Raw genomic sequence first — 24539 nt, 5'->3', positions numbered from 1 at the left:
TCCCGCGGTTAACGTTAAATTCAGATTCGACCCTCGCCCTGCAGGCTCGGCGCTCAGTCCACGAAGCCGCGGGTCAGTGCATGCTCGCGGCCCATCTCCATCAGCTCCTCGAAAACCGATCCGGCAAGCGAGCGCGGCACGATGATCTCGAACGTGTCGGCACCGGTGCGCGCGACATTTACCTCAGCGTGGCAGCACAACATCGCGCCGGAATGCCCCTCCTCGAACACCTCCGGATGCAGATCGATCGCCACGCATTTGGCCAGTATCTTTCGCACGCTCGGGCCGGAGATTTCCATCAAGATCCGGCCGTCGCTCTGGTCGACCACGGATGCGCCCGCGATTTCGGACAGCATGCCGGCGACCGTCTCGGCCCCGACCGTCCGCGACACGGCAAGCCATTCGGACGGGCTGCAGAAGCGCGGCGCCACATCCGGAGCATTCCACAGGGCCTCGGCGACGGCGGCCTCCTGGCCTGTATGGGCGAGAACGGTGAAGATCACCGGCCGGCGAATGATGGCGAGGTGGTTCGGATTGGGATCCGTCTCGAAACCGGAAATATGATCCTCGAGGATATGCCGGTGGAGAAGGTCGATCGACATCAGGTAGCCCTCAGAGATGCAGTTTGCTGTTTTCGGGATCGACGAAGACCGGCGGACAGACTTGCGCGAGCACTTCCGAACCGCGCAACCCGTCCCAGACCATGATCCGTTCGCCGATCCGCTCGCGCCCGGATTTCAGCATGGCGAGCGCGATGAAATGCCCGAGCGTTGGCGAAAAACAAGCCGAAGAAACAAAGCCCTGGTCGTTGGCGAGGGAGGGCTTTGCACCATCCTTCAGGAGATGCGCACCGGCCTTGATCTCCTTGTCGGCCTCGACCGGCTTCAGACCCACGAGCTGCAGCCGGTCGGCGGCCGTCAACCCGAATCGCGTGGAGAGCCGCTTGCCGATGAAATCCGGCTTCTGCATCGCCATCATCCGGCCGAGCCCGACATCGTCCGCCGTGGTGCGGCCATCGAGCTCGCTATGGGTGACATGCCCCTTCTCGACGCGCAGCACGTTGAGCGCCTCGACGCCATAAGCGCAGATCCCTTCCTCATGCCCTGCATCCATGACCGCATCGGCAACGGCCTCGCCGTAGCCGGCCGGAACCGCAAGCTCGTAGGCGAGCTCGCCCGAGAAGGAGATGCGGAAAAGGCGGGCCTTCAGGCCGCCGCGGAGCGTCACGTCCCGGGCAGCCAGGAAGGGGAAGGCCGCGTCGGAAATATCGTCCTGCACCACGCGGCTCATGATGATTCGCGCCTTCGGCCCGGCAAGCGACATCTGCGCCCATTGATCCGTCGAGGAGACGAAGCGCACGTCGAGTTCCGGCCAGAAGGTCTGCGCCGAGAATTCCAGATGTGCGAGCACGTCCGCGGCATAGGCCGTCGTCGTGGTCATGACATAGTGGTTTTCGGAAAGCCGGCTCGCTGTTCCGTCGTCGAAGACGATACCGTCCTCGCGCAGCATCAGCCCGTAGCGGGCCCTTCCGACAGGCAGCTTGAGAAAGCCGTTCGAATAGATGCGGTCGAGGAATTCCGCCGCCCCTGCGCCAAAGATCTCGATCTTGCCGAGGGTGGAGACGTCGCAGAGCCCCGCGTTGGAGCGGACGTTCAGGACCTCGCGATCGACGCTCTCCCGCCAGGTCTTTTCGCCCTCCCGCGGGAACCAGGCGGAACGGTACCAGAGGCCTGAGTCCACGAAGGTCGCACCATTCTTCCGCGCCCAGTTATGCAGCGGCGAGGTGCGCACCGGAGCCGCATGTTCGGCCCGCGCAGTGCCGGCGAGAGCGCCGAACGAGACCGGTGTGTAGAACGGCCGGAATGTGGTGGTGCCGATCTCGGCAGGCGACACCCCGCGCATGCCGGCGACGATTCCGGCCGCGTTGACGTTGCCGAGCTTGCCCTGGTCGGTCGCCATGCCGGCGGTCGTGTAACGCTTGGTGTGCTCGATATGGCGAAAACCTTCCCGCTGGGCGAGGCCGAGATCGCCGACATGCACATCGTTCTGGAAATCGACGAAAGCCTTGTCCCGGGCACCCGGCACGTACCAGAGCGGCACGAAGGACGGATCGTATTCGCCCTCGACCTCGGGCGTTTCAAGCGCGCCCACCAGCCTGCCCAGCGCCTCGAGTGCGGCATGCGCCTTGGCCGAACCGTCCTTCAGACAATCCCCGATCGACGCATGACCGGCAGCCGAACCCGCAGCCAAGAAAGCGCCGCCGACGTCAGGCGCCAAGAATGCCTGTTTCTCGTCCGACCACACCGGCTTGGCGCCGCGCTGGCACATCAAATGCACGATCGGCGACCAGCCGCCCGACATCGCCAACGCATCGCAGCCAATCACCTCCTCGAAGCCGGAACGCTCGGCAATCAGCCCCTCGATTCGGTGGCGCCCCTTGGTAGCGATGACCGAGCCGTTGCGGATGATGCGGATGCCGTCCGGCACCGGATCGGCCGATTGCGGCCGCGCATCGATGATCGCTGTGACATCAATGCCCTGGGCAAGGAGATCGGCCGCGGTGCGGTACCCGGAGCCGCCATTGGTGAAGACGGCGACCTTGCCGCCGACAGCGACGCCGTAGCGGTTGAGATAGGTGCGGGCAGCCCCTGCCGTCACCACGCCCGGCTTGTCGTTACCGCCGAAGACGAGCGGCCGTTCCTCCGCTCCAGTGGCGAGGATCGCCTGCTTGGCGACGACGCGCCACAGCCGCTCCATCGGCAGGTCCGGCGATGGCGAGGCCACGTGTTTCTGCACCCGCTCGACGGCACCGAACACCATGTCGTCATACCAGCCGAACACGGTCGTACGCGGCATCAGAGTGACATTCGGCAGCGACGCCAGTTCYGCGACGATATCAGCCGCGAATTCCGCAGCCGGCCGACCGCCGATTGCGGAGCTTTCCGACAGCAGCGAACCGCCCAGCCGAAACCCCTCGTCCGCCAGAATGACCCGCGCCCCTGCCCTGCCCGCCGCAAGCGCCGCCATCAGACCGGTCGGCCCTGCGCCGATCACCAGCAAGTCGCAATGCGCCCAGGACTTTTCGTAACGGTCCGGATCAGCCTGCATCGTGGCCTTGCCGAGCCCGGCGGCGCGACGGATCAGCGGCTCGTACAGCTTTTCCCAAAGCACGCCCGGCCACATGAAGGTCTTGTAGTAGAAACCGGCGCCGAGGAACGGCGAGAAGAGATCGTTCACCGCGCCGAAATCGTGTTTCAGCGACGGCCAGCGGTTCTGGCTTGCGGCGGCAAGGCCGTTATAGAGCTCGACCACCGTCGCACGGGCATTCGGCTCGGCCCGCGCGCCGGACCCGATCGTCATCAGCGCGTTGGGCTCGGCGGAGCCTGCCGTCACCACGCCGCGCGGGCGATGGTACTTGAAGCTGCGGGCGATCAGCATCTGATCGTTGGCAAGCAGCGCCGAGGCGAGCGTATCGCCCTCGAACCCCTTGTAGGTCTGGCCGTCGAAGGTGAAGCTGAGCGACTGGCCGCGATTGATCGCGCCGCCGGATCCGAGGCGGTAAGATGTCATTCGGCAGCTCCCGCCCACTCGAACTCCGAAACGTCGGTCACGCCGAAAACCTCATGGGTGAAGTTGTCGCGCTCGACCACCAGAAAGCGGCGGCAGCCGGCGACATGGTGCCAATACTCCTGATAGCGCCCTTTCGGATTGTCCCGGATATAGACGTAACGGTGCCAGGCCTCGTCCTTGGCGGTCGGCGAAGGGCGTTTCGGCGCGGCGGCACCGCGGATCGAAAACTCTTCCTTGGGTCTGGTGCCGCAATGCGGACAGGTGATCAGGCTTGCCATGGGGGATCTTGCTCAGTGGAGGTTCGGCTGAGGGCCGCGGCCCGCTTCGTCGATCGTGTAGCCGCGCTCGAACCGGTCGAGCCGCATGAAGCGGGTGACGTGGTGCGTCTCGTTTTTGGCGATCAGGTGGGCAAAACAGAAACCGGAGGCCGGCGTCGCCTTGAAGCCGCCGTAACACCAGCCGCAGTTCAGATAGAGATTGTCGATCGGCGTGCGATCGATGATCGGCGATCCATCCATCGACATGTCCATGACACCGCCCCAGCTTCTGAGCACCTTGGCGCGCGACAGGCCGGGGATCAGCGACACCCCCTCCTCCATCGTGTGCTCGACCGTCTGCAGATTGCCACGCTGCGCATAGGAGGAATAGAAATCGATCTCGGCGCCGAACACCAGCCCGCCCTTGTCCGACTGCGATATGTAGAAATGGCCGGCGCCGTAGGTGATCACGTGGTCGACCACCGGCTTCAGCCCCTCCGAGACGAAGGCCTGCAGCACATGCGACTCGATCGGCAGTTCGAGATCGGCCATCCGCCCGACGGTGGTCGTATTACCGGCAGCCGCGAGCGCCAGTTTGTTGCAGCCGATGAAGCCCCTGGTCGTCTCGACACCAGTGACGAGACCGTTCTCGCGGCGGATACCCGTCACCTCGCAATGCTGGATCAGGTCGACGCCGCGGGCGTCCGCTCCCCGACCATAACCCCAGGCGACCGCATCGTGCCGCACCGTGCCGGCGCGCTTCTGGTAGAGAGCGCCCATGATCGGGAAACGGGCGTGGTCGAAATTGAGATAGGGCGCTTTCCGGCGCACCTGTTCGCGGTCGAGCAGTTCGGCGTCGACGCCGTGGATGCGCATGCCGTTGCCCTTGCGGGCATAGGCGTCCCGCTGGCCGTCGGAATGGAAGAGGTTGAGCATGCCGCGCTGCGAGACCATGGCATTGTAGTTGAAATCCCGCTCCAGCCCTTCCCAGAGCTTCAGCGAGAACTCGTAGAACGGGTTGTTGCCTTCGAGCAGGTAGTTGGAGCGGATGATCGTCGTGTTGCGCCCGACGTTGCCGGAGCCGAGATAGCCCTTTTCGAGCACCGCGACATTGGTAATGCCGAACTCCTTGGCGAGGTAATAGGCAGTTGCCAGCCCGTGCCCGCCGCCGCCGACAATGATCACGTCATAATGCGGTTTCGGCTGCGGTTCGCGCCAGGCCGGCTTCCACATCCGATTGCCGGACAGCGCTTCCTTGAAGATCGAATAGGCCGAATAACGCATGCTTTTCCCTGTCTCTCGCCGCGCTCACATTCGCATATGCGAGAGAAAGGACAAGCGCAATCAGGACATCCAGAAGCCTGCATGCGGCGAAACGCCCATCCGTTGCTTCAAAGGCACGCAGTGTTGAAGCGGGTACGTTTCAGCAGGCCCCTGTCAGGCTTTTCAAAGGCTTGGCCGCCTCCGCCTCCCCGTCTCTGCGATAGGCCTTAGACTCCCGGGCGACCGAATGGAGACAGCCATGGCCGACACGACCGCGAACCTGAACATGCCTTTCATCCTGCCCTCGCAGGCCCAGAAACACGTGACGCACAACGAGTCGCTGCTGCGGCTCGACGCGCTGGTGCATCTGACGATCACCGAGGAACTCGAGAACCCGCCCGGCGCACCCGCCGAGGGCGCCTGTTATCTGGTCGCGACCGCGCCGACCGGCGCCTGGGCCGGCAAGACGGGACACATTGCCTCCTGGCAGGATGGCTATTGGGCATTTACAGAGCCACGTGTCGGCTGGCGCGCCTGGTTTGCCGCTTCCGAAAGGCTGAAAGTATTTTCCGGCACGCTCTGGCAGGACATCCCTCTGCCCGCGACCGGCCGCCTCGACGAACTCGGCATCAATGCGACGCCCGACAGCACCAACCGGCTTGTCCTCGCCTCGCCGGCAAGCCTGTTCAACCACGCCGGCAACGGTCACCAGATCAAGGTCAACAAGGCCACCTCGACCGACACGGCCTCGCTGCTCTTCCAGTCGAACTGGACGGGTTATGCGGAAATGGGCCTGGCCGGCGACACCGAGTTCTCCGTCAAGGTCAGCGACGGGACGACATGGAAGACCGGGCTGTCGATCTCGCCCGGCGGCCGTGTTTCGCAACCGAACCAGCCGGCCGCCCGCGCTTACCGCACCGGCACCAGTTTCACTCCGACCACCGGCCAGCAGAGTGGCTTTACGACCCTCGCCCTCGCACACGGCGGCCTTTCGCTGGGCACCGCGGCTGCCGGGGGCGGCAACCGGGTCGTCGTGCCAGCCGACGGCCTGTACATCGTCGCCCTCAATGTCGCGGTCCTGTCGTCGTCCGGCCATGCGACCAGCCTGATGCAGAATGCAACGCAGCCGCTTATTCTGTTGAACGGCATCGCCGGTGGAGCACAAATGCAGTCCGCAACGGGAATCTTTTCCTTTTCCGCTGGAGATTACCTGACACTCGGGCATGCAGGAACCGCACAACTGGAATTGGGCGCGGGAAAAACAGAGCTATCCTTGGCAATGTTGTCATAACAGCAACCTCTAAAGTTCTTTTCATTCTTAATGCCAGGTTAACTTGGCTGATGACTCATCTCGGGAGGTGTTCTATTAAAGGCCACCGCTGCCTTCGAGGCTTCGGGGGGTAGACTACGGGTGGCTGGTTTGAGTGTTCCTGATCTGCATGACGACGCCGCCGACAGGTCGAGCGCCAGGCGGCGTGGCGAGCCGCCAACTCGCAATTGGCAATCCATCGCACCACCTAAATCCTGCCCTGGATCCACCCGCCTTGCATCCAGCGGCAGCCATCGGGTGCAACTCGCGGCAAAGCGCGCAATCGACATCGGCGTCTCGCTTTCGGCACTGGTCCTGCTCCTGCCGCTGATGCTGGTCGTCGCGCTGGCGATCCGCATCGACAGCGACGGCCCGGTGCTTTTCACACAGACGCGCTGGGGCAAGGACGGCTGCAGGTTCCGGGTCTACAAGTTCCGCTCCATGCGCACCGACCTCGGCGACGCGAAGGGGATTGCCCAGACAGTGCGCGACGATCCGCGCATCACCCGTGTCGGCGCTCTCATCCGCAAGGCCAATATCGACGAACTGCCCCAGCTTCTGAACGTCCTGAAAGGCGACATGTCGCTGGTCGGACCGCGTTGTCACGCGATCGACATGCTCGCTGCCGGCATTCCTTACGAGAACCTGGTTGCAGATTATCATCGCCGCCATTCGATGCGACCCGGCATGACCGGCCTGGCACAGATGCGCGGTCTTCGCGGACCGACGGATCGCCCCGGCAAGGCGCGCGCCCGTATCGCATGCGACCTCTATTACATCGACAATTTCTCTATTTTGCTCGACCTGCGTATCATGTTCGGCACGCTGCTCGCCGAATTTCGTGGCGGCGAAGGCTTCTGATCGCCGCCTTCGCCGAGGCTGCCCAACCATCGAAACACCGCCTTTTCAGCGGCCGGGAAGCCTTTTTCGTCCTGCCTTGGGACACGCAATGCGATTGTTGCCACAGTGGGAACAAATGCTGCGGCCTGTTTAGTCAAATATTAAAACTGGGCGGCTAGGCTCACCGACGTGGTCTTGCGTTGTGTAGAGAGTCCAATGACCGAAATGATACGTCCCCGAGTAAAATATGTCATCGGCCCCGATGGCAGCCCCTTGACGATCGCCGATCTTCCGCCGGCCAATACGCGCCGCTGGGTCATCCGGCGAAAGGCAGAGGTGGTAGCCGCGGTTCGCGGCGGCCTGTTGAGCTTGGAAGAAGCCTGCGAGCGGTACACGCTCACCGTCGAGGAATTCCTGTCCTGGCAGTCCTCCATCAACGATCATGGCCTTGCCGGCCTGCGCACCACGCGCATTCAGCAATATCGTCACTGACGCCGAATTCGCGGGCGCCAAGCCCGCACCGGAAAACAAAAGGTGCCGCTGCAACGGATGCAACGGCACCTTTCGGTTTCTAAAATTCGGTCAGCTCTGCCCCGATCCGATCCGGGACATTGACGGCAGCAGTCCGGCGATGATGGCCGAGGCGGCGTAGAACCAGAGGCCAGGCTGCGAGACCGCAACAGCCAGGCCACTGCTCTTCGCGGCGAAGACGACGATCGCCACCAGCATCACGTCCATCATCGACCATTTCGAAAGATGCGGCATCGCGCGGCGGAAAAATCCCGCCTCCGCCGCCCGTCCGGACAGTTGCACCGTCAACCCGACGAGCTTGCCAATCGGGAAAACGATCGAAAACAACCCGACCACCATCGACAGTGCCACATCTCCCTCCCGGAACAGCGCCGCGACGAGTTCCAGCAGAGACGGAGTCTCGGTGAAGAAATAGAGCCGCTCGAAACGGATGATCGGCAGGAAGAGCCCGAGCGCCAGGAAGATCGTGGCCAGCGCGAGAAGAAGCGGCCGCAGCCAGTTCATCGCTTTCTCCGTTGACGATGTGTCACCCTTGGGAGGGCGTCTAAGCTATTTCCCTCCGGCCCTCCCCGTATTACACCATTGGCGAACGGACAAAAGCGGGACAATCATGAATATCACCGATGAAGAGACGCGGTCGGGCGGGCGCTACGTAGCCGAGGTCGAAGGTCATTATGCGGAAATGACCTATTCGCGCGCCTCCCCGGAACTTATCATCGTCGATCATACCGGAGTTCCCGACGAGCTTCGCGGCAAAGGGGTCGGCCAGGCGCTGGCATTGCATGCGGTGGAAGAAGCCCGCAAGGGCGGCTGGAAGATCATCCCGCTCTGCCCATTCTTCAAGGCCCAGACGGAACGCCATCCCGACTGGCAGGATATTCTTCGTTAACGCGGGATGCGGAGCCCGAATCACAAACGTTAACGGAAGACTAAAAACGGAAATGGGGCCCGGCACCGCGGCACCGCCCCAGATTATGACATTCCGTCGTTGATGCCGCCCGGCTTTTGTTAAGCGCGGGCGCGCATTCCGCCATCGCGCTCTTCGAGCGCCGAAGCCTTGGCAAATTCTGCTTCCGCTTCCTCGAGCGCCAGTTCGGCACTCTCCTCCTGGACCTTCAGTTCGCGAATCGAGACCTGAAGGTTGTCCGCGCGCTGGCGGGCTGCCTTTGCGAAGGTCGGATAAGCGAAGTGATTCCGGTCGGTAATCCCGGATTTCTTCTCTTCCAGAGTGATCTGATGCTCGAGTTCTTTAGACATTCTCTCGAATTCGGCCATCATCATCTGCAGCTGCTGCAGTTGACGACGCTTTTCGGTGACCTGAAAACTTTTCAGGCGAACCAGGCTGTCACGCGACTTCATACGCAATACTCCGTGGATAGCGAGACCCAGGCCCGTGTATCCGGATTGGTACACTCCGGATCAAAAAATTCCCGCGACGTTAATAAATTAAGCTTCGCGTTAACCTTTCGTTTACGGGCATCATTAATGATAAACCGGATCGTTTAAGGGTCGGTAAATGCCAGGGCCTAAATTGGCCGCGACAATGTATGAGTCGAATGAATCACTTAGCGGAATTTCCTCATCCGCTGATTCAGTCTTGGTGATGACCAATCTTAAAGGGAAATCAGGTTGCTACTAATTTTGCTTAACGAAATCATGAACCTTGCCAGGTTGAATCATAATTTGTTAACCATTTAGTGGCAGCTTCCAAATCAGGCTCAGTCTGGATCCGTATCGAGTAAGGGGGCAAAGATACCTTACGCGGCGGTAAAGGGGAAAAATATGCGGGTTCTACTCATCGAAGATGACAGCGCGACTGCCCAGAGCATCGAGCTGATGCTGAAATCGGAAAGCTTTAACGTCTATACGACCGACCTCGGTGAGGAAGGTGTCGATCTCGGCAAGCTTTACGACTATGATATCATTCTCCTCGACCTCAATCTGCCCGACATGTCGGGCTACGAAGTGCTTCGCACTCTGAGGCTTTCGAAGGTCAAAACACCGATCCTCATCCTGTCCGGCATGGCCGGCATCGAAGACAAGGTCCGTGGTCTCGGTTTCGGCGCCGATGACTATATGACCAAGCCCTTCCATAAGGATGAACTGGTCGCTCGCATCCACGCGATCGTCCGCCGTTCCAAGGGTCATGCACAGTCGATCATCATCACCGGCGAACTGATCGTCAATCTCGACGCCAAGACCGTCGAAGTCGGCGGCCAGCGCGTTCACCTGACGGGCAAGGAATACCAGATGCTGGAGCTCCTTTCGCTCCGCAAGGGTACCACGCTCACCAAGGAAATGTTCCTGAACCACCTTTACGGCGGCATGGACGAGCCGGAACTGAAGATCATCGACGTCTTCATCTGCAAGCTGCGCAAGAAGCTTGCCAATGCCGCTGGCGGCGCAAACTACATCGAAACCGTCTGGGGCCGTGGCTACGTGCTGCGTGAACCGGAGGCGGAATACGCCGAAACCGCCTGAGCCGCCTGAAACTCCCCTTTTAGAACGCCCGCCTGGCTTGCCCGGCGGGCGTTTTGTTTTGAGCCTGTTTGCGGACTTCAAACGAAAAGCGGCGGCCATGCGGGCTGCCCTGGGTCGAACGGATGTATCGGTTCGTGGATCAGGCCGCCTGTGCCAGGGCCGAGAATACCGAAGTCAGGATCTTGCGGTCGAAGGGCTTCAGCAGGAAATCGTCCGCACCGGCGCGCTTGCCGGCCATCATTTTCTTCAGGTCCGCCTCTATGACGCAATAGAAGATACGGATGCTCTTGCCGTTCGGCATCGCCCGGATGGTGCCGATGAGTTCGAGCGCGCCCTCCAGGCCAGCGTCGACGATCAGGAAATTGGGAAGCTCGGCATTGCAGCGCGTCACCGCCTCGCGCGCGGTGCCAGCCTCGACGACGAGAAAGCCCAGTTCCGACAGGATCCGCTTGCCGACCGTCCGTACGATGTCCGATCCGTCGGCGATCATTAAACGCTGCATCGTGTCCCCCTGACGCTGAACCCGCTCTGGTTCCAAGCGTCTATCATTAGGAGGATGGCACTAATGAATGGTTACCCTTGGGCAGCAATCAACCGGAGATCGTCTCAGGCAGCCACAGTTTCGGCGATGAAGACGATCTTGTCTTCCGAAACCACGTGCCTCAGCTCCATGCCGGACTCTTCCGCGAGCAGTACTGTATAATAGGGCTGGATCGAATGGGCATCGATCGGCTCTTCAAGCGTGCCGCTGGCGATTTCGACGAACTTGGCCGGCACGCGCATCATCCGTCCCTTGATGGTGAGGATGAATTTCGCGTCGTATTCCGGATTTTCCAGCGTCACGTCCATCGAGCCGCCGCGAGGAATGCCCGCATAGGCGACAAGGAAGAGGTTGAGGAGCAGCTTGACCCGGTTCTTGGCGATGATAGCCCGCGGGCCGTTCCAGGTGACCTCGGTCTTCTTTTCGGCGATCGCGAAATCCTTGGCAGCCTTTTCGGCCTCGCCGGTGTCGATCGAGGCGCCGACCGAGCCGGAAGCACCGAATGCGAGGCGGGCAAACTTGAGGCGCACAGAGGCGTTGAGGGCCGAGGTGCGGATGAGGTCGAGCGCGTCGCCGTCGGCGGCACCTTCGTCGAGAAGCTCAAGGCCGTTGTTGATCGCGCCGACCGGGGAGATCACGTCATGGCAGACACGGCTGCACAGAAGTGCCGCGAGATCTGGCCCGGCAAGGGTAAGATTCGGATTCTTCGGCATGTAGGTCTCCTGTTTGGGAAATGCTCCCCCCGCGTTCGCCTTGCCATCTGAAGGTTGCGCGGGGATGAAGCAATGTTCCTGGTCATAATGACACCATATTTGGTAAACCGATTGTTAAGATCATGGCCTCAAAATGGCTGGGCCTTAAGCATGATGCAAAAGGCATGCCCCTGGATGATACAATCATGGATCTGACAATGCGCATCCACACCCCTTCGGCCCTCGCACGTTTCGCAGCGACGGTGTTTGCCGTGATCGCGATCTTCGCAGGCCCGGCATCAGCCCAGCAGGGCGCCAACCAATATTCTGCCCAGGAAATCGTCGATGCCGGCCACGGCTTCTTCGGCTCCACCAGCGGCGGGCTTGCCAAGGTCGTCGAGAAGGCCTTTTCGCAATACGGCCTGCCGAACGGCTATATCCTAGGCCAGGAAGGGTCGGGCGCTTTCATCGCCGGCCTGACCTATGGCGAGGGTGAACTCTACACCAAAAACGCCGGCCAGCACCCAGTGTTCTGGCAAGGGCCTTCGCTCGGCATCGATTACGGCGGCCAAGGCACACGAGCGATGATGCTCGTCTACGACCTTCCCTCGGTCAACAGCCTTTATGCGCGCTTCGGCGGCGTGTCCGGCTCCGCCTTTGTGGTCGCCGGCGTCGGCATGACGGTGCTGCGCAACAACAATGTGATCCTGGTACCGATTCGCACCGGCCTCGGCGCTCGCCTCGGCATCAACGTCGGTTATCTGAAGCTCACCCAGTCGCCGACCTGGAACCCTTTCTGAAATTTGCCATTATCCTCCCCGGACACCGGAGAGGATTTGATGTTTTTCACCGCAGCGCCCCATAATCCCGCCTTCTGCCTGAAGGGCGCTTGCCGGTTGAATACGGCCATGCTTAAACAGCCAGCGCATTTCCATCCAGACCGCGAAACGGCCGCATCGTGATTCAGTTTGCTCTTCTGTTCGGCTTGGGTTTCCTGAGCGCCGCACTTGCAGTGATGCTGATTGCCCCGGCGGTCCATAATCGCATCGTGCGCTACACCGAAAACCGTATCAAGGCGACGCTGCCAATCAGCCCGCAGGAAGTCCGCGCCCAGCGAGATATGGCCCGCGCCGTCTATGCCGCGGAGAACGCGCGTACCAAGCAGGAACTCGTCCAGGAAAGAGACAAGGCGGTCGCGCTGCAGATCAGGAGCGAAAGCCTTGCCGAGGAAACCAGGCAGCTGCTATCCGAAATCACCGACCTGCGTACCCAGATCGACACCATGGATGTCGAGGCCGCCGACGCCCGCTCGCGGCTGCGCCAGGAGGACAGCTATATCCAGCAGTTGAAGGCAGCGCTCGAAACCGCCGAGCAGACCATCGCTGCCAAGGATCAGGAGATCGAGAAGCTGCAGCAGCGCGAGCTTTTGATGATAGCCGACGCCGACAACTTCCGGATCGACCTTTCCACCCGCGACACCGAGGTGGAGAACCTGAAATTCCGGATCACCGCCTTGCGCGACGAACGGGACACGTTGCGCAACGACGTCCGGCTGCAGACCTCCCGCGCCAAGGACGCCGAGGCCCGGCTCGCCCAGGAAGAGCATCGCGTCCAGCGACTTGAGGACAAGCTTGCCAAGGAAATTGCCGACCGTGCCGACAGGGAGACGACGCTGGAGCGCCGGCTTGCAGAGATCGGTCGGTTGCGGGACAAGCTGAAAGGCGCCAATGCCGAAGCGCGGGATTCCAGTCGCGCCCTTCGCGATTCGGCCGTCGTCCGCCCGGTGATAAAGGCGGGGCCGAAAAAGAAGATTACTCCGGAGGACATCAACCTGCGTGAAATTCCGCATGCTCCGCCTCCGCGACAAGCCCGGATTTCCGGACAACCCGACGTCGATCCCGTCGTGGCCAGAATGGCTGAGGATGCCCGCAGTAGAGCAATGGCGCTCTCCGAGCGCCTGCAGAACGACAGCGGCAGCGACGAAGCGATTCGCCAGGAGCTCGCCGCGATCGCCGCCAGCATGGTGGCGATGACGGCGGCGTCCGAAGGTTCGTCCTCACCGATCCACAAGATCCTCTCCGGCAAATCCGGAAACGGCAACCGGGAAAGTCTGGCAGCGAAGTCGAAGAAGACGCTCGCTACCGCCCAGGACGCGAATACCTGAGACTTCTATAACCTGCCCTGAGCCATGGCGATCTCGTAGAGCGCGATCCCCGTCGCCGTCGCGGCATTGAGGCTGTCGAGACCTGGCGCCTGAGCGATGCGCGCCGATCGGATGCGGGCAAGCACCTCTGCCGGCAGCCCCTCGCCCTCCGTGCCGGTGATCAGCACCATCCGATCCGACGCCGGCACATCGCGGATTTCCACGAAGCCCGTCGGAGAAAGCCCCCAAACGGCAAAACCGTTCTCCATCAGCACCGCCAGGATATCGGACATCGTGCCGTGCCGCGTATAAGGCACCGAAAGCACCGACCCCACCGAGACGCGCAGCGCCTTGCGGTAGAGCGGATCGCAGCAACTCTCATCGAGCAGCACCGCATCGGCGCCGAAAGCTGCAGCATTGCGAAAGATCGAGCCGATATTGTCGTGATTGGAGATGCCGAAGGCGGCGACTACCAATGCCTTCTCCGGCAGCCTCGCAATCAGTTCGGAAGCGCTCCTCTCCTGCCGGCGGCGGCCAAGCGCCAGCACCCCGCGATGGAGGTGGAAACCGGCGATCTGATCGAGCACGGCAGTGGACGCCACATAGACCGGAATATCTGCCGGAAAACCTTCAAGGATCTCGGAAAGCCCCGCAACCCGGTTTTCAAGCAGCAGGATCTTCTCGGTCAGAAAATCGCCACCCGAACCATGCGCGGCGGCGAGCATCCTGAGCACCACCGTGCCCTCGGCTATGAACCGCCCTTCGCGTCCGGTCAGGTCCCGCTCGCGGATCGACCGGAATTCGGCGATCCGCGGGTCGTCCGCGTCTTCGATGCGAACCGGCGCCATTATTGCGGAACGGCCACCGTCACATCGGCAACGATGCGGCCGGCGGCGATATCGTAGATGAAAATCTTCTGGTCGCCGGTCAGCAGGCCGTAGAACAGGATCTGGCTGCCGGAGAGCGATACGCCCTGCACCACGAAGCCGGCAGGCAGTTCCGCGGTGGCAGCAAGCGGCTGGCCGGCCGGCACCGAGAACCCGCCTGTCGAGGCGATCGTCTCTGGCTTGGCAGGCCGCTGCGCGACCTTATAGACAATGGCGCCAAGGACCGCCATAAAGCAGACGAACAAGATCCCGCCCGAAACGAGTATCAGAAGCACCATTTTCCGGCGGATTCTCTCCATTGCCGGATCAAGCGGCTCTTCCTTTTCCTCGATCTCGGGTTGGGGCATGGGACGTCCTTGTTCTTGTCGAATGCTATCGGAATGATTGAATGAACGATCCCTTTAAAGAAGCCGAGCGCCCAAGGAAAGTCCTCACCGCCTCCGACGAGGCCGAAGGACGGCTGGACGCCTGGCTGACTTCGGTGCTCGAAGGCGAGTTTTCGCGAAACCGCATCAAGGCCCTGATCGAACAGGGCGCCGTCAGCCTGAACGGCAAACCGGTTCTCGAGCCGAAGAAGAAGATCAATGCCGGCGACACCGTCGAGATCGACCTTCCGGAACCCGAGGACCCTGAGCCCAAGGGCGAGGATATCCCGCTCGAAGTGCTCTACGAGGATGCCGACCTGATCGTCATCGCCAAGCCCGCCGGCCTCGTCGTCCATCCGGGCGCCGGCAACTGGACCGGCACGCTGGTCAATGCGCTGATCCATCATTGCGGCGCAAGCCTCTCCGGTATCGGCGGCGTTAAGCGTCCCGGCATCGTCCACCGGCTCGACAAGGATACGAGCGGCGTTATGGTCGCCGCCAAGAACGATATCGCCCATCGCCACCTCGCAGACCAGTTCGCCGACCATGGCCGCTCGGGTCCCCTGGAGCGCGCCTATCAGGCCGTCGTCTGGGGCCGTCCGCGCGGGCTGAAGGGCACGATCGACGCGCCGCTCGGACGCGCCGGAGACCGCACCAAGCGCGCCGTGCAGAAGGAAGACGCAAGCGACGCCCGCGAGGCCATCACCCATTACCAGGTGATCGAACGGTTCCACGAGAAGCCGGATGCGACCGCGCTCGCCGCGCTGATCGAATGCCGGCTGGAAACCGGCCGCACCCATCAGATACGCGTGCACATGGCCCATATCGGCCACCCGCTGATCGGCGACCAGGATTACTCCGCCGGCTTCAAGACCAAGGCTAACCTGCTGCCGGATTTCGCCAAGAGCGTCGTCAACCGCTTTCCACGTCAGGCGCTGCACGCCTTTCTGCTCGCCTTCGAACACCCCCGCACCGGCGAGGTAATGGAATTCAAAGCACCGATGCCGGACGACATGGCTGAACTTATCGAGGCGCTGAAGGCATGAAACGGGTGGCCTGACGGGCTGCCGGAGAGTATATACCTGACGACATCCACGAGGTATCCCAAGGTCCTCCATGAGCCAGCTCGCCGTCACAAAGCTCCTCGATACTGACCTGATCAAGGTCCGCGACGTCGTGTGTGGCGGTGAATGCCGGCACCGGAGCGGCGAGGAATGCTCGCATGCAACCAGCCTCGTCTTCCCCTATCGCGGCGTGTTCATGCGCCATGTCGGCCGCGACGACACCGTCGCCGAGGCCAACCAGGTGCTGTTCTTCAACTGCGACGAGGCCTACCAGATCAGCCATCCGGTCGAAGGCGGCGATTCCTGCCTCAGCATGGACGTGCCCGAGGCGATGCTGGAGGAACTGGTTCCGGCCGAGCACCGCAATCCCAAGGGATCGCGCATCGTCTTCAACATGCAGCGGCTCAGGATCGACGAGCGAGCCCAGGCGCTGGTGGCGCTGCTGCGTCACAGCCTGATGCGTGGCACCGCCGAGACGCTGGAAGCCGAAACGCTGGCCATGACGCTGGTGCGCCGCTCCGTCGGCGTGCGCACCGCCCGCGCCGCGACCGCCAGCGCCGGCCGCCAAAAGCTGGTGGATCGCGCCAAGCTCGCCCTCTCCTCCGATCTCGCCCGCCGCTGGACGCTTGCCGAGATCGCCCGGGAGGCCGGCGTCTCGCCAGTCTACCTGACCCAGGTTTTCCAGCAGGTTGAGGGCACGCCGCTCTACCGCTATCAGCTGCGTCTCCGGCTCGCCCGCGCACTCGACCTGCTCGGCACTTATGACGACCTGACGGAGCTCGGGCTGGACCTTGGCTTTTCGAGCCACAGCCACTTCTCCTCGGCTTTCCGGCAGGCCTATAGCCGGACGCCGGCAGAATTCCAGCGCTTTGCGGGCTTGAGATAACACGGCGCAAAGTCGCTAAAGATTCTGACAGCGCAAGACCGGCCAAAAGTGCTTTTCTTCTTCCCGTAAGGTCAACATCGGGAGATGCCATCATGAAAGAGAATACCTGCGCCGCCTGCGACTGCGAACTCGATGCAACGCGGATTGCGGTGAAGATCGGCGGCAAGACGGTCGAGGTCTGCTGCGAGGAATGCGCCGAAGCACTGCGCGAAGCGGAAGCTGCGACCCGCACGGCCCAGGCAGCCAGTAAGTAAAATGACAGCCAACACGTAAACGACCGACATCGAGACGGGCGCCAGACGCCCGCCTCCCAAACACCGGCCGTGCATCGGCCACACCCTTCTGGAGAAAGATCATGAAAAACGAGAACCGGGCGGTCTTCGACCGCGCATCGGAACGCTATCACCTTGTCCTGGAACTGCCGCCCGCAGCGGAGCACCAGCCACCCGCAGCGGACGTTCCATCGGCCAAGCCGTCGCTCCTGCACCGCTTGGTCGCCGTCATCGTCGGAACATTCCGCCGATACCGGAACCGGCTGGCGCTGCTCGAGTTGACCGATGATCAGCTGAAAGATATCGGCGTCTCCCGCAGCCAGGCTTATGGCGATATCAGCCGCTACCGCCGCAGCAGCGCGCACAGTCTGGAACGCAAATGCCTCTGACCCGGCAGAAATAGGTGAGGCAAAAAAAACGCCAAAAACCCCGCTTCCCAGCGGGTCCAGCGGAGCGCCGTATATTACGACATTGTAATGATATAACGCTTCTGTGATGACTTGAATCACTGTTCTGCCGTACTTATCTGTCACTTGGGTCGGTGCGGGGTCGAAAATGACCTGCGCCGCTTGGCTCGCCTTCAGCATGTACAGCAAGATCAAAAAGGGAGCCGATACATAGATCGGAAAGGGGTGCTTTATGGCCCGCAATACTCTGCCTTCCATTACTGCCGGTGAAGCCGGCCTCAACCGCTATCTCGACGAAATCCGCAAGTTTCCCATGCTGGAACCGCAGCAGGAATACATGCTGGCGAAACGGTATGCCGAACATGCCGACCGGGATGCGGCCCACAAGCTGGTCACCAGCCATCTTCGCCTAGTGGCAAAGATCGCCATGGGTTACCGCGGTTATGGCCTGCCGATCGGCGAAGTCGTTTCCGAGGGCAATGTCGGCCTGATGCAGGCCGTCAAGAAGTTCGATCCGGAACGCGGATTCCGCCTGGCAACATACGCAATGTGGTGGATCAAGGCCTCGATCCAGGAATATATCCTGCGGTCCTGGTCGCTCGTGAAAATGGGCACCACCGCCAACCAGAAGCGGCTGTTCTTCAACCTGCGCCGGTTGAAGGGCAAGATCCAGGCGATCGACGAAGGTGATCTGAAGCCCGACCAGGTGGCCGAAATCGCCACCAAGCTGAACGTCTCCGAAGAGGAGGTGGTTTCCATGAACCGCCGCCTTTCGGGCGACGCCTCGCTGAATGCGCCGATCCGCGCCACCGAAGGTGAATCCGGTCAGTGGCAGGATTGGCTGGTGGACGACCACGAAAGCCAGGAAGCCGTACTGATCGAGCAGGACGAACTCGACACGCGCCGCCGCATGCTGGCCAAGGCGCTGAGCGTGCTGAACGACCGCGAACGCCGCATCTTCGAGGCCCGTCGTCTCGCCGACGATCCTGTAACCCTCGAGGAACTGTCGTCCGAGTTCGATATCAGCCGCGAGCGAGTCCGGCAGATTGAAGTCCGCGCCTTCGAAAAGGTGCAGGAAGCGGTTCAGAAGGAAGCGCTCGCCCAGGCGAACGCTCTGCGCGTCGTCGACGCATAGTCCGCCGCGACGCTGACGATATAAAGGGGCTGCTTCGGCGGCCCCTTTTCTTTATCTTGAGCATCCATCTACTGGAAAGGGAGAAGCAGGGATGGCACCGCGCATCACACTCAGGGAACTTGCCGGCAGCTACGCCATTGCCAGGCTTGACGCTGCCGACCGTATTCCCGCATGGACCGACGGCGACGGTTTCGTCAGCATCAATCGCACCGACGACGAACTTTCGATCGCCTGCCGCGAGGAGCGCGTGCCTTCCGACATCAAACAGGATGGCGGCTGGACCTGCTATAAATTGCAGGGGCCTTTCGCATTCGGAGAAACCGGCATCGTGCTCTCGGTGATCCAACCGCTTTCGGAAAACGGCATCGGCATTTTCGTGGTCTCCACCTTCGACGGCGACTATCTGCTGATCAAGACGACCGACAGACCGAAGGTCCGCGAGCTGCTGCAGGCGGCCGGTCACACGCTTGTTTAGGTGATACAAAGCCACCTGAAACCTAATCTTTCTGGCATGGGAGGTTCGGCAACCGGATTTGCACGGATCAAGAGGCATCGCGACAGCAAAAAGCCGGCGATGTCACCACCGCCGGCTGCCGTATTCCTATTGGGTGACAGCTGTCACTGTCCGCTGGCGGTCGCTCCGAGCGTGCCCCATTCGCGGATAGCATCGTTGAAGGCGCGTTCCCCGTCCGGCCCCTTCTGGAGTGTCAGCAGCGCACGGCGCCCATTGCGATAGGCTATCGGAATGTCGATCCAGTTGCGGTTGCGCAGGAGTTCCAGATTGGTCGAGCGTGCGTCCGGGAAATCGTTGAGTGCGATCATGTGGAAATCGTCGGTGATCTTGGCAGGCACCGCGATCAGTGCGTTGCCGCGATCCTGCTCGCTCGACTTCATGGCGATACGCTGCACGCTTTCGATCGCGCCGCCTTCGAAATCCGGCGGCACGGCGAAAACGATCTCGATCAGGTGGCTTGCCGGCAGCGATGGGTCGCTATTGCGCTTGAAGGTCATCAGCGCCGTCAGTCCCCTGCCCGGCACGTTGATCCGCCCCTGAACGACAGGCTCCTGCCGGCCATTCGCACCGGCTTCGCGTTGAAGCGACCAGGACACCGTGCCGTCGATGGCCGTCGGTGCCGTCTGGCCGATCCGCTCCTCGTAGAGGAACATTTTTTGGCCTGCGAGCGCCGGAGCCTCCGCCGGGTTCGCCGGCGGGGTGGTGGCGGGCGGGGCGACGTTATTCGGCGTGGGCACCGCCGGTGGCGTTTGAGCCGGTGCCGCGCTGGTGCTGCCATTCGGAGTCCGCGGAGCCGCGGCCGGCGCACTCGGAGTGGGCGCTGGCTGCGCCGGAGGATTAGCGGGCGGCGCGTTGAGCTGGGCTACCGACTGCCCTTCGGCATTCTGCGCCAGGCCGGCGGTGACACCCGGTCCAGCATCGACCTCGCTTCCGTCGGCCATTAGCCGCTGCGTAAATTTGGTCCCGGCCGCCGATCCGTCCGCGGCGCGGGGCGTCGCAGGTGCCTGCGTATTGGCCGCACCGTTCGGGGACGGCGTTGCCGGGGTGGAAGGTGTCGAAGGGGTGCTGCGGTTGGGCTGCGGTGTGGCGGGCGCGGGTGCAGGCGCCGGCGTCTGCTGCGCTGTCTGGCTTCCCGGCAGGCTCGACTGGATTAGGCCATCGACCATGTCGTTCAGCGAGTCGCGGTTCAGCCAGATTGCATAACCACCGCCGCCGACAAGCGCCAGGCCGACGATCGCCAGCACGATCCCGGCATAGTTACGCTTGCGCACCGGGGTGACCCGATAAGGCCTTGCCGGCGCATGCATCAGGTCGTCCGCATCCGCGTCGGTGTGAAGCGTACTGCGCGCGCCGCCGCCTGAAGAGGACGACGTGTCCTTGTTGAAGCCGATCAGTTCCTCGAGATCACCCCACGGATCGTTTTCGACCGGTTTCGCGGGCGCGGCAGTGGCCTTCTGGGGCTGCTGCTGGTCAAGATATTCGGCGAATGGATCGATCCCGGCAGCCTCGTCCCCCTCTGCTGACGCTGCCGTACCCTTTTGCTGCGCGAGTTCGGGCACATCGGCGACCGACGGCATGCGGACATAAGCGGCCGCCACGTGGGTCTCCGGATCGAAATGGGCCGCGGCCGCGGCTGCGGTTCCGTGACCATGGCCAATCGGTTCGACAGGACCGGCCGTGACCAGTTCGGGCACATCGTTCCATGCCGCGGCAGCGACCGTTTGCGGGCTCGGCGCCGGCGGCTCGGGCGGAGCCGGCACCTCCCAGCCCCAATCCTCGTCTACCGGCTTGGCCGGTTCCGGCGGCTGATGCTCCTCGGCTGGCTGCTCGACCTCCATCCGGTCCTCGACCGGATGCTGATCTTCGAACGGATGCGGTTCGCTGTGCCATGACTCCACGAACTCCGGAGCGCTCTGCTGAACGGTCTGGTCGCCACGCGTCGGATAGGGGAAATCGTCCTCGGGCGTTTCGTTCCCGGCGGCATCGTTCTCAATGGTATCGACCGGTTCGGCGGCCACCGATTCGACATTGACCGGTTCCGGCACAACCGGCTCGGACGCCGGCAGCGGTGCCGCCGTCGGAAACTCGATCGTGCTCTCGTCGAAAGCCTGCGAAGCCTCGGGCGCCTGCTCGGTATGATCGTAAGGGTGAGTTTCGGATGACGGCGGTTCCGACGGTACGTCGTCCCGCCAATCGCCATATTGCTGGACGGCGGGCTCCTGCTGATCGGCAACTGGCGCTGCCTCTTCCTCCTCGTGGAGGACGGCCGGCTCGGAGACCGGAGGCTCAACGTAGGCGGGTTCTTGCGCAACCGGCTCCGGCTCGGCGGGCTCGGCCTGAACGACGGCTTGTCCCGGCTCTTCATAACCGTCTTCGTAAAAGACGGGCCGCTCTGCGCGAACGACGGGGGCTGATTCGGATGCGGCCGGCGTCTCTGCCGGCTCATGGCTTTCCGGCACCTGAGCCGGTTCGGCAGCGGACTGCTGGTCGTCCTGGTACTCGGAAACCCGCTCGACGGGAGGCGCCCCCTCGGCCGGCTGGGCATCCACAGCAGTTGCGTCGTCGGCTATCGGTCCCAGCGCTTCGGCATGTTCGCTCTCGACGTCGACAATAGCGGCTTCGAGCTTGTCGAGCTGCCGCCGCAGCATGTCTTCAGGCGGACGCGGCTTCATGTTCTCGAGTTGCCGCTGGACGGCGCCACGAGCCTTTTCATAAACCTTCGCACGCATCTCCGGCGTATTGTTCGCCAGACCGTCAACGGCGCGGCGGATCACCGCTACAAAATCAGCCATCAGCACTTTCTCATGTAAGCCGGCCCGAAGGCCGGCCGAATGGTAATCAATTCTTGACTTTAATCTTCAAACGGGTCGGTCACAAGTATGGTGTCGTCCCGCTCCGGGCTGGTGGAAAGTAGGGCAACCGGCGCACCGATCAATTCCTCGACCTGGCGGACATATTTGATCGCCTGGGCTGGCAGATCCGCCCAGGAACGTGCCCCGACCGTCGATTCCTTCCAGCCTTCGAGGGTGACATAGATCGGCTCGACGCGAGCCTGGGCGCCCTGGCTTGCCGGAAGATGGTCGATCTGCTCGCCGTCGAGCATGTAGCCGACGCAGATCTTCAGCTCGTCGAGACCATCGAGCACGTCGAGCTTGGTGAGCGCGATGCCGGTGATGCCGTTGGTGGCAACCGACTGGCGCACGAGCGCTGCGTCGAACCAGCCGCAACGGCGCTTGCGGCCCGTGACCGTACCGAATTCATGACCCTTCTCGCCAAGGAACTGGCCGATCTCGTCCTTGAGCTCGGTCGGGAACGGGCCTTCGCCGACGCGAGTCGTATAGGCCTTGGTGATGCCTAGGATGTAGCCGAGCGAGCCCGGCCCCATGCCGGAACCGGCAGACGCCTGGCCGGCCACCGTGTTCGACGAAGTGACGAACGGATAGGTGCCGTGGTCGATATCGAGCAGCGAGCCCTGGGCACCTTCGAAGAGGATGCGCGCGCCCTTGCGGCGCTGCTTGTCGAGCAGTTCCCAGACGGTTTCCCGGAAGGGTAGCACACGGTCGGCGATCGAGGTCAATTCCTGCATGATCGCCTCGTGCGAAACTTCCTTCTCTCCGAGACCCCGGCGCAACGCGTTATGGTGGGTGAGAATACGATCGACCTTGCCCGGCAGCGTCTCCATGTCGGCAAGGTCCATGACGCGGATCGCGCGGCGGCCGACCTTGTCTTCATATGCCGGGCCGATGCCGCGGCGGGTCGTGCCGATCTTGGTGCCGCTGTTGGAGGCGGCATCTTCGCGCATGCCGTCGAGCTCGCGGTGCAGCGACAGAATCAGCGTGGCGTTATCGGCGACGCGCAGGTTCTCAGGCGTGACCTTCACGCCCTGCGCGCCCAGCTTTTCGATTTCGGCCAGCAGCGCATGCGGGTCGAGGACAACGCCATTGCCGATCACGGCGATCTTGCCGGGACGGACGATACCCGAGGGCAGCAGCGAAAGCTTATAGCTGATGCCATCGATGACGAGCGTATGGCCCGCATTGTGACCGCCCTGGAAACGCACCACGATATCGGCACGTTCAGAAAGCCAATCGACGATCTTGCCCTTGCCTTCGTCACCCCATTGCGAACCAACCACGACTACGTTCGTCATCTGCGTTTCCTGTATTGCGGGCAAAGCCCCACGCGACCACACGCGCACCTTCCGTAGATCAATATTGATATACGGTCGATGCGCCAATTTGATTTTGCATGCACTGCCTTTGGCGGATGGAACCTGCTCAGAGGCATTGCAAACGGCCGCATCTATAAAGCCTCGTCAGACGGAAAGCGACCTGTTTGTCACTCGGCCGTGGTTTTTACGTGACAAAAGCGTGGACCGCACGCTATTTCCCGGGCCGCTACCCCTGAAACCACCGTCATTTTCGGCGCCGGAGACCATCTTGCATAAAAAGGCCTATCTCTCGCTCGTCATTGCAACCCTGGCCTGGGGCGGCAATGCGGTAGCGGGCAAGCTCGCCGTCGGCCATGTGAGCCCGATGATGCTGACCTTCTGGCGCTGGTTTTTCGCCGTCGCCATCATCTTCGCCGTCTCCGTGCCGCAACTCATCAAGGACTGGCCGGTCGTCAGGAAGAACCTGCCGATTCTCCTCTTCCTCGGCGTCGTCGGTTATGTCGTCTTCAACGGCGCGCTCTATACCGCCGTCAACTACACGACGGCGATCAACGTGACGGTCGAGCAGGCGGTCATCCCGATGCTGATCTTCGTTATCAACTTCGCCCTCTTCCGGATGAAGGTCTCCTGGGCGCAGATCCTTGGCTTCACCCTGACGCTCCTCGGCGGCATCATCACCGCCATCCACGGCGACTTGAGCGCGCTGGTAACGCTGACCGTCAACTTCGGCGACGCGATCATGATGATCGCCGTCGTTGCCTATGCAATCTACACGGTGGCGCTCAGATGGCGCCCGAAGATCGACTGGCGAACGCTGATGGCGGTCCCGGCTTTCTTCGCAATGGTCTTCTCGCTGCCGCTGGTATTCTGGGAATATTCGGCCGATCGCGTGATCTGGCCGGATGCGAAAGGCTGGGTCGTGGTGCTCTATACGGGCATCTTCGCCTCGCTGATCGCGCAGGTGCTCTACATCAAGGGCGTCGAGGAGATCGGCGGCAACCGGGCCGGGCTGTTCATCAATCTCGTGCCGGTGTTCGGCACATTGCTCTCGGTCGCCATCATCGGCGAGAGCCTGCAGCTTTTCCATATCGTCGCGCTGGCGCTCGCACTCGGCGGCATCGCCATCGCCGAATGGGGAAAACCCCACCTGGACCGGTAGTCTTGCTGGAAAAGTAAACCGCCGGCTCTTGCAAACGAGCCGGCGGTTTTCA

Annotated in this window: 26 protein-coding genes; 14 read left to right on the top strand and 12 right to left on the bottom strand. The window is 62.2% G+C overall.

All coding sequences use genetic code 11. The features are described 5' to 3' along the window. Positions 1-53: 53 nt before the first annotated feature. Genes AC1D3C_RS13430 through AC1D3C_RS13415 form a run of 4 tightly spaced genes read right to left on the bottom strand, consistent with a single transcriptional unit; the run spans position 54 to position 5111 of the window. Entirely contained in the window at positions 54-602 is a 549-nt protein-coding gene (locus AC1D3C_RS13430) for a sarcosine oxidase subunit gamma (protein ID WP_477483224.1), read from the bottom strand. Positions 603-612: 10 nt separating this feature from the next. Further along, positions 613-3570, bottom strand: coding sequence for a sarcosine oxidase subunit alpha family protein (locus tag AC1D3C_RS13425; protein ID WP_477483223.1), 2958 nt, complete (start codon positions 3568-3570; stop codon positions 613-615). Beyond that, a complete protein-coding gene (locus tag AC1D3C_RS13420; RefSeq protein ID WP_477483222.1) occupies positions 3567-3848 on the bottom strand; it encodes a sarcosine oxidase subunit delta in 282 nt (93 codons plus the stop codon). The genes AC1D3C_RS13425 and AC1D3C_RS13420 overlap by 4 nt, the downstream gene beginning before the upstream one ends. 12 nt (positions 3849-3860) lie before the next feature. Then, on the bottom strand, positions 3861-5111 hold the full coding sequence (locus AC1D3C_RS13415; RefSeq protein ID WP_477483221.1) for a sarcosine oxidase subunit beta family protein: 1251 nt from the start codon (positions 5109-5111) through the stop codon (positions 3861-3863). Positions 5112-5349: 238 nt separating this feature from the next. Between AC1D3C_RS13415 and AC1D3C_RS13410 the strand changes: the two genes are divergently transcribed. The 3 genes from AC1D3C_RS13410 to sciP all read left to right on the top strand — a co-directional run bounded on the left by AC1D3C_RS13410 (position 5350) and on the right by sciP (position 7731). Then, the gene (locus tag AC1D3C_RS13410) at positions 5350-6381 is read left to right on the top strand and encodes a DUF2793 domain-containing protein (protein WP_477483220.1); all 1032 of its coding nucleotides are present in this window, start codon (positions 5350-5352) and stop codon (positions 6379-6381) included. Between the two features lie 129 nt (positions 6382-6510). Next, complete coding sequence (locus AC1D3C_RS13405; protein WP_477483219.1) at positions 6511-7260, top strand: sugar transferase; 750 nt, start codon at positions 6511-6513, stop codon at positions 7258-7260. Between the two features lie 195 nt (positions 7261-7455). Next, positions 7456-7731: a CtrA inhibitor SciP gene (sciP, locus tag AC1D3C_RS13400; RefSeq protein WP_018327815.1), complete on the top strand. Its 276-nt coding sequence runs from the start codon at positions 7456-7458 to the stop codon at positions 7729-7731. 90 nt (positions 7732-7821) lie between these two features. On the opposite strand, the gene AC1D3C_RS13395 is transcribed toward sciP, so the two are convergent. Then, the gene (locus tag AC1D3C_RS13395) at positions 7822-8274 is read right to left on the bottom strand and encodes a paraquat-inducible protein A (protein WP_477483218.1); all 453 of its coding nucleotides are present in this window, start codon (positions 8272-8274) and stop codon (positions 7822-7824) included. Positions 8275-8380: 106 nt separating this feature from the next. Between AC1D3C_RS13395 and AC1D3C_RS13390 the strand changes: the two genes are divergently transcribed. Beyond that, positions 8381-8659 (top strand): GNAT family N-acetyltransferase, encoded by a 279-nt coding sequence (locus AC1D3C_RS13390; protein WP_038544619.1) that lies wholly within the window; start codon positions 8381-8383, stop codon positions 8657-8659. A 119-nt stretch (positions 8660-8778) separates the two neighbouring features. On the opposite strand, the gene AC1D3C_RS13385 is transcribed toward AC1D3C_RS13390, so the two are convergent. Further along, positions 8779-9129: a hypothetical protein gene (locus tag AC1D3C_RS13385; protein ID WP_007769465.1), complete on the bottom strand. Its 351-nt coding sequence runs from the start codon at positions 9127-9129 to the stop codon at positions 8779-8781. 423 nt (positions 9130-9552) lie between these two features. Between AC1D3C_RS13385 and ctrA the strand changes: the two genes are divergently transcribed. Then, on the top strand, positions 9553-10251 hold the full coding sequence (ctrA, locus tag AC1D3C_RS13380; protein WP_038544621.1) for a response regulator transcription factor CtrA: 699 nt from the start codon (positions 9553-9555) through the stop codon (positions 10249-10251). Between the two features lie 139 nt (positions 10252-10390). Here the strand turns inward: ctrA and AC1D3C_RS13375 are convergent, their stop codons facing one another. Together AC1D3C_RS13375 and chpT are read right to left on the bottom strand one after the other, a co-directional pair. After that, positions 10391-10753, bottom strand: coding sequence for a response regulator (locus tag AC1D3C_RS13375; RefSeq protein ID WP_477483217.1), 363 nt, complete (start codon positions 10751-10753; stop codon positions 10391-10393). A gap of 104 nt (positions 10754-10857) precedes the next feature. Continuing rightward, positions 10858-11505: a histidine phosphotransferase ChpT gene (chpT, locus tag AC1D3C_RS13370; protein ID WP_038544625.1), complete on the bottom strand. Its 648-nt coding sequence runs from the start codon at positions 11503-11505 to the stop codon at positions 10858-10860. Positions 11506-11690: 185 nt separating this feature from the next. Here chpT and AC1D3C_RS13365 point away from each other — a divergent pair, with 185 nt between their 5' ends. Together AC1D3C_RS13365 and AC1D3C_RS13360 are read left to right on the top strand one after the other, a co-directional pair. Then, on the top strand, positions 11691-12284 hold the full coding sequence (locus AC1D3C_RS13365) for a DUF1134 domain-containing protein (protein ID WP_157885158.1): 594 nt from the start codon (positions 11691-11693) through the stop codon (positions 12282-12284). A 158-nt stretch (positions 12285-12442) separates the two neighbouring features. Next, on the top strand, positions 12443-13648 hold the full coding sequence (locus AC1D3C_RS13360; RefSeq protein WP_477483216.1) for a hypothetical protein: 1206 nt from the start codon (positions 12443-12445) through the stop codon (positions 13646-13648). A gap of 5 nt (positions 13649-13653) precedes the next feature. Here AC1D3C_RS13360 and AC1D3C_RS13355 read toward each other — a convergent pair whose 3' ends face one another. Then, positions 13654-14475: a TrmH family RNA methyltransferase gene (locus AC1D3C_RS13355; RefSeq protein WP_247038034.1), complete on the bottom strand. Its 822-nt coding sequence runs from the start codon at positions 14473-14475 to the stop codon at positions 13654-13656. After that, positions 14475-14861: a hypothetical protein gene (locus AC1D3C_RS13350; protein ID WP_038544630.1), complete on the bottom strand. Its 387-nt coding sequence runs from the start codon at positions 14859-14861 to the stop codon at positions 14475-14477. The genes AC1D3C_RS13355 and AC1D3C_RS13350 overlap by 1 nt, the downstream gene beginning before the upstream one ends. A 41-nt stretch (positions 14862-14902) precedes the next feature. Here AC1D3C_RS13350 and AC1D3C_RS13345 point away from each other — a divergent pair, with 41 nt between their 5' ends. The 6 genes from AC1D3C_RS13345 (at position 14903) to AC1D3C_RS13320 (ending at position 19118) form a co-directional block, all read left to right on the top strand. Then, complete coding sequence (locus AC1D3C_RS13345) at positions 14903-15925, top strand: RluA family pseudouridine synthase (protein WP_247038038.1); 1023 nt, start codon at positions 14903-14905, stop codon at positions 15923-15925. Between the two features lie 70 nt (positions 15926-15995). Further along, positions 15996-16829 carry a helix-turn-helix domain-containing protein gene (locus tag AC1D3C_RS13340; RefSeq protein ID WP_477483215.1) on the top strand — a complete coding sequence of 278 codons (834 nt, stop codon included), beginning with the start codon at positions 15996-15998 and terminating at the stop codon, positions 16827-16829. Positions 16830-16921: 92 nt separating this feature from the next. Then, positions 16922-17083 (top strand): hypothetical protein, encoded by a 162-nt coding sequence (locus AC1D3C_RS13335; RefSeq protein ID WP_247039799.1) that lies wholly within the window; start codon positions 16922-16924, stop codon positions 17081-17083. A gap of 101 nt (positions 17084-17184) precedes the next feature. Further along, positions 17185-17490: a DUF1127 domain-containing protein gene (locus tag AC1D3C_RS13330; protein ID WP_247139055.1), complete on the top strand. Its 306-nt coding sequence runs from the start codon at positions 17185-17187 to the stop codon at positions 17488-17490. Positions 17491-17740: 250 nt separating this feature from the next. After that, complete coding sequence (gene rpoH, locus AC1D3C_RS13325; protein ID WP_046666717.1) at positions 17741-18643, top strand: RNA polymerase sigma factor RpoH; 903 nt, start codon at positions 17741-17743, stop codon at positions 18641-18643. A gap of 91 nt (positions 18644-18734) precedes the next feature. Beyond that, positions 18735-19118, top strand: a complete 384-nt coding sequence (locus AC1D3C_RS13320; RefSeq protein ID WP_477483214.1) for an ACT domain-containing protein — start codon at positions 18735-18737, stop codon at positions 19116-19118. 143 nt (positions 19119-19261) lie between these two features. Here AC1D3C_RS13320 and AC1D3C_RS13315 read toward each other — a convergent pair whose 3' ends face one another. After that, positions 19262-21949 (bottom strand): hypothetical protein, encoded by a 2688-nt coding sequence (locus tag AC1D3C_RS13315; RefSeq protein ID WP_477483213.1) that lies wholly within the window; start codon positions 21947-21949, stop codon positions 19262-19264. A 59-nt stretch (positions 21950-22008) separates the two neighbouring features. Next, the gene (locus AC1D3C_RS13310; RefSeq protein WP_038544646.1) at positions 22009-23307 is read right to left on the bottom strand and encodes an adenylosuccinate synthase; all 1299 of its coding nucleotides are present in this window, start codon (positions 23305-23307) and stop codon (positions 22009-22011) included. A gap of 289 nt (positions 23308-23596) precedes the next feature. On the opposite strand from AC1D3C_RS13310, the gene AC1D3C_RS13305 reads away from it, so the two are divergent. Beyond that, the gene (locus AC1D3C_RS13305; protein ID WP_477483212.1) at positions 23597-24487 is read left to right on the top strand and encodes a DMT family transporter; all 891 of its coding nucleotides are present in this window, start codon (positions 23597-23599) and stop codon (positions 24485-24487) included. The last annotated feature ends 52 nt before the right edge of the window (positions 24488-24539 follow it).

This window comes from Neorhizobium sp. P1_A6, from assembly GCF_056406795.1.
The sequence above is the reverse complement of the archived record's forward strand: the minus strand, read 5'-3'. Positions and strand labels throughout refer to the sequence as shown.

Coding starts and splice junctions, on each gene's coding strand:
- AC1D3C_RS13430 (WP_477483224.1), bottom strand. CDS start 602: ATGTCGATCGACCTTCTCCACCGGCATATCCTCGAGGATCATATTTCC.
- AC1D3C_RS13420 (WP_477483222.1), bottom strand. CDS start 3,848: ATGGCAAGCCTGATCACCTGTCCGCATTGCGGCACCAGACCCAAGGAA.
- AC1D3C_RS13415 (WP_477483221.1), bottom strand. CDS start 5,111: ATGCGTTATTCGGCCTATTCGATCTTCAAGGAAGCGCTGTCCGGCAAT.
- AC1D3C_RS13410 (WP_477483220.1), top strand. CDS start 5,350: ATGGCCGACACGACCGCGAACCTGAACATGCCTTTCATCCTGCCCTCG.
- sciP (WP_018327815.1), top strand. CDS start 7,456: ATGACCGAAATGATACGTCCCCGAGTAAAATATGTCATCGGCCCCGAT.
- AC1D3C_RS13395 (WP_477483218.1), bottom strand. CDS start 8,274: ATGAACTGGCTGCGGCCGCTTCTTCTCGCGCTGGCCACGATCTTCCTG.
- AC1D3C_RS13390 (WP_038544619.1), top strand. CDS start 8,381: ATGAATATCACCGATGAAGAGACGCGGTCGGGCGGGCGCTACGTAGCC.
- AC1D3C_RS13385 (WP_007769465.1), bottom strand. CDS start 9,129: ATGAAGTCGCGTGACAGCCTGGTTCGCCTGAAAAGTTTTCAGGTCACC.
- ctrA (WP_038544621.1), top strand. CDS start 9,553: ATGCGGGTTCTACTCATCGAAGATGACAGCGCGACTGCCCAGAGCATC.
- AC1D3C_RS13375 (WP_477483217.1), bottom strand. CDS start 10,753: ATGCAGCGTTTAATGATCGCCGACGGATCGGACATCGTACGGACGGTC.
- chpT (WP_038544625.1), bottom strand. CDS start 11,505: ATGCCGAAGAATCCGAATCTTACCCTTGCCGGGCCAGATCTCGCGGCA.
- AC1D3C_RS13365 (WP_157885158.1), top strand. CDS start 11,691: ATGGATCTGACAATGCGCATCCACACCCCTTCGGCCCTCGCACGTTTC.
- AC1D3C_RS13355 (WP_247038034.1), bottom strand. CDS start 14,475: ATGGCGCCGGTTCGCATCGAAGACGCGGACGACCCGCGGATCGCCGAA.
- AC1D3C_RS13350 (WP_038544630.1), bottom strand. CDS start 14,861: ATGCCCCAACCCGAGATCGAGGAAAAGGAAGAGCCGCTTGATCCGGCA.
- AC1D3C_RS13345 (WP_247038038.1), top strand. CDS start 14,903: ATGAACGATCCCTTTAAAGAAGCCGAGCGCCCAAGGAAAGTCCTCACC.
- AC1D3C_RS13340 (WP_477483215.1), top strand. CDS start 15,996: ATGAGCCAGCTCGCCGTCACAAAGCTCCTCGATACTGACCTGATCAAG.
- AC1D3C_RS13335 (WP_247039799.1), top strand. CDS start 16,922: ATGAAAGAGAATACCTGCGCCGCCTGCGACTGCGAACTCGATGCAACG.
- AC1D3C_RS13330 (WP_247139055.1), top strand. CDS start 17,185: ATGAAAAACGAGAACCGGGCGGTCTTCGACCGCGCATCGGAACGCTAT.
- rpoH (WP_046666717.1), top strand. CDS start 17,741: ATGGCCCGCAATACTCTGCCTTCCATTACTGCCGGTGAAGCCGGCCTC.
- AC1D3C_RS13320 (WP_477483214.1), top strand. CDS start 18,735: ATGGCACCGCGCATCACACTCAGGGAACTTGCCGGCAGCTACGCCATT.
- AC1D3C_RS13315 (WP_477483213.1), bottom strand. CDS start 21,949: ATGGCTGATTTTGTAGCGGTGATCCGCCGCGCCGTTGACGGTCTGGCG.
- AC1D3C_RS13310 (WP_038544646.1), bottom strand. CDS start 23,307: ATGACGAACGTAGTCGTGGTTGGTTCGCAATGGGGTGACGAAGGCAAG.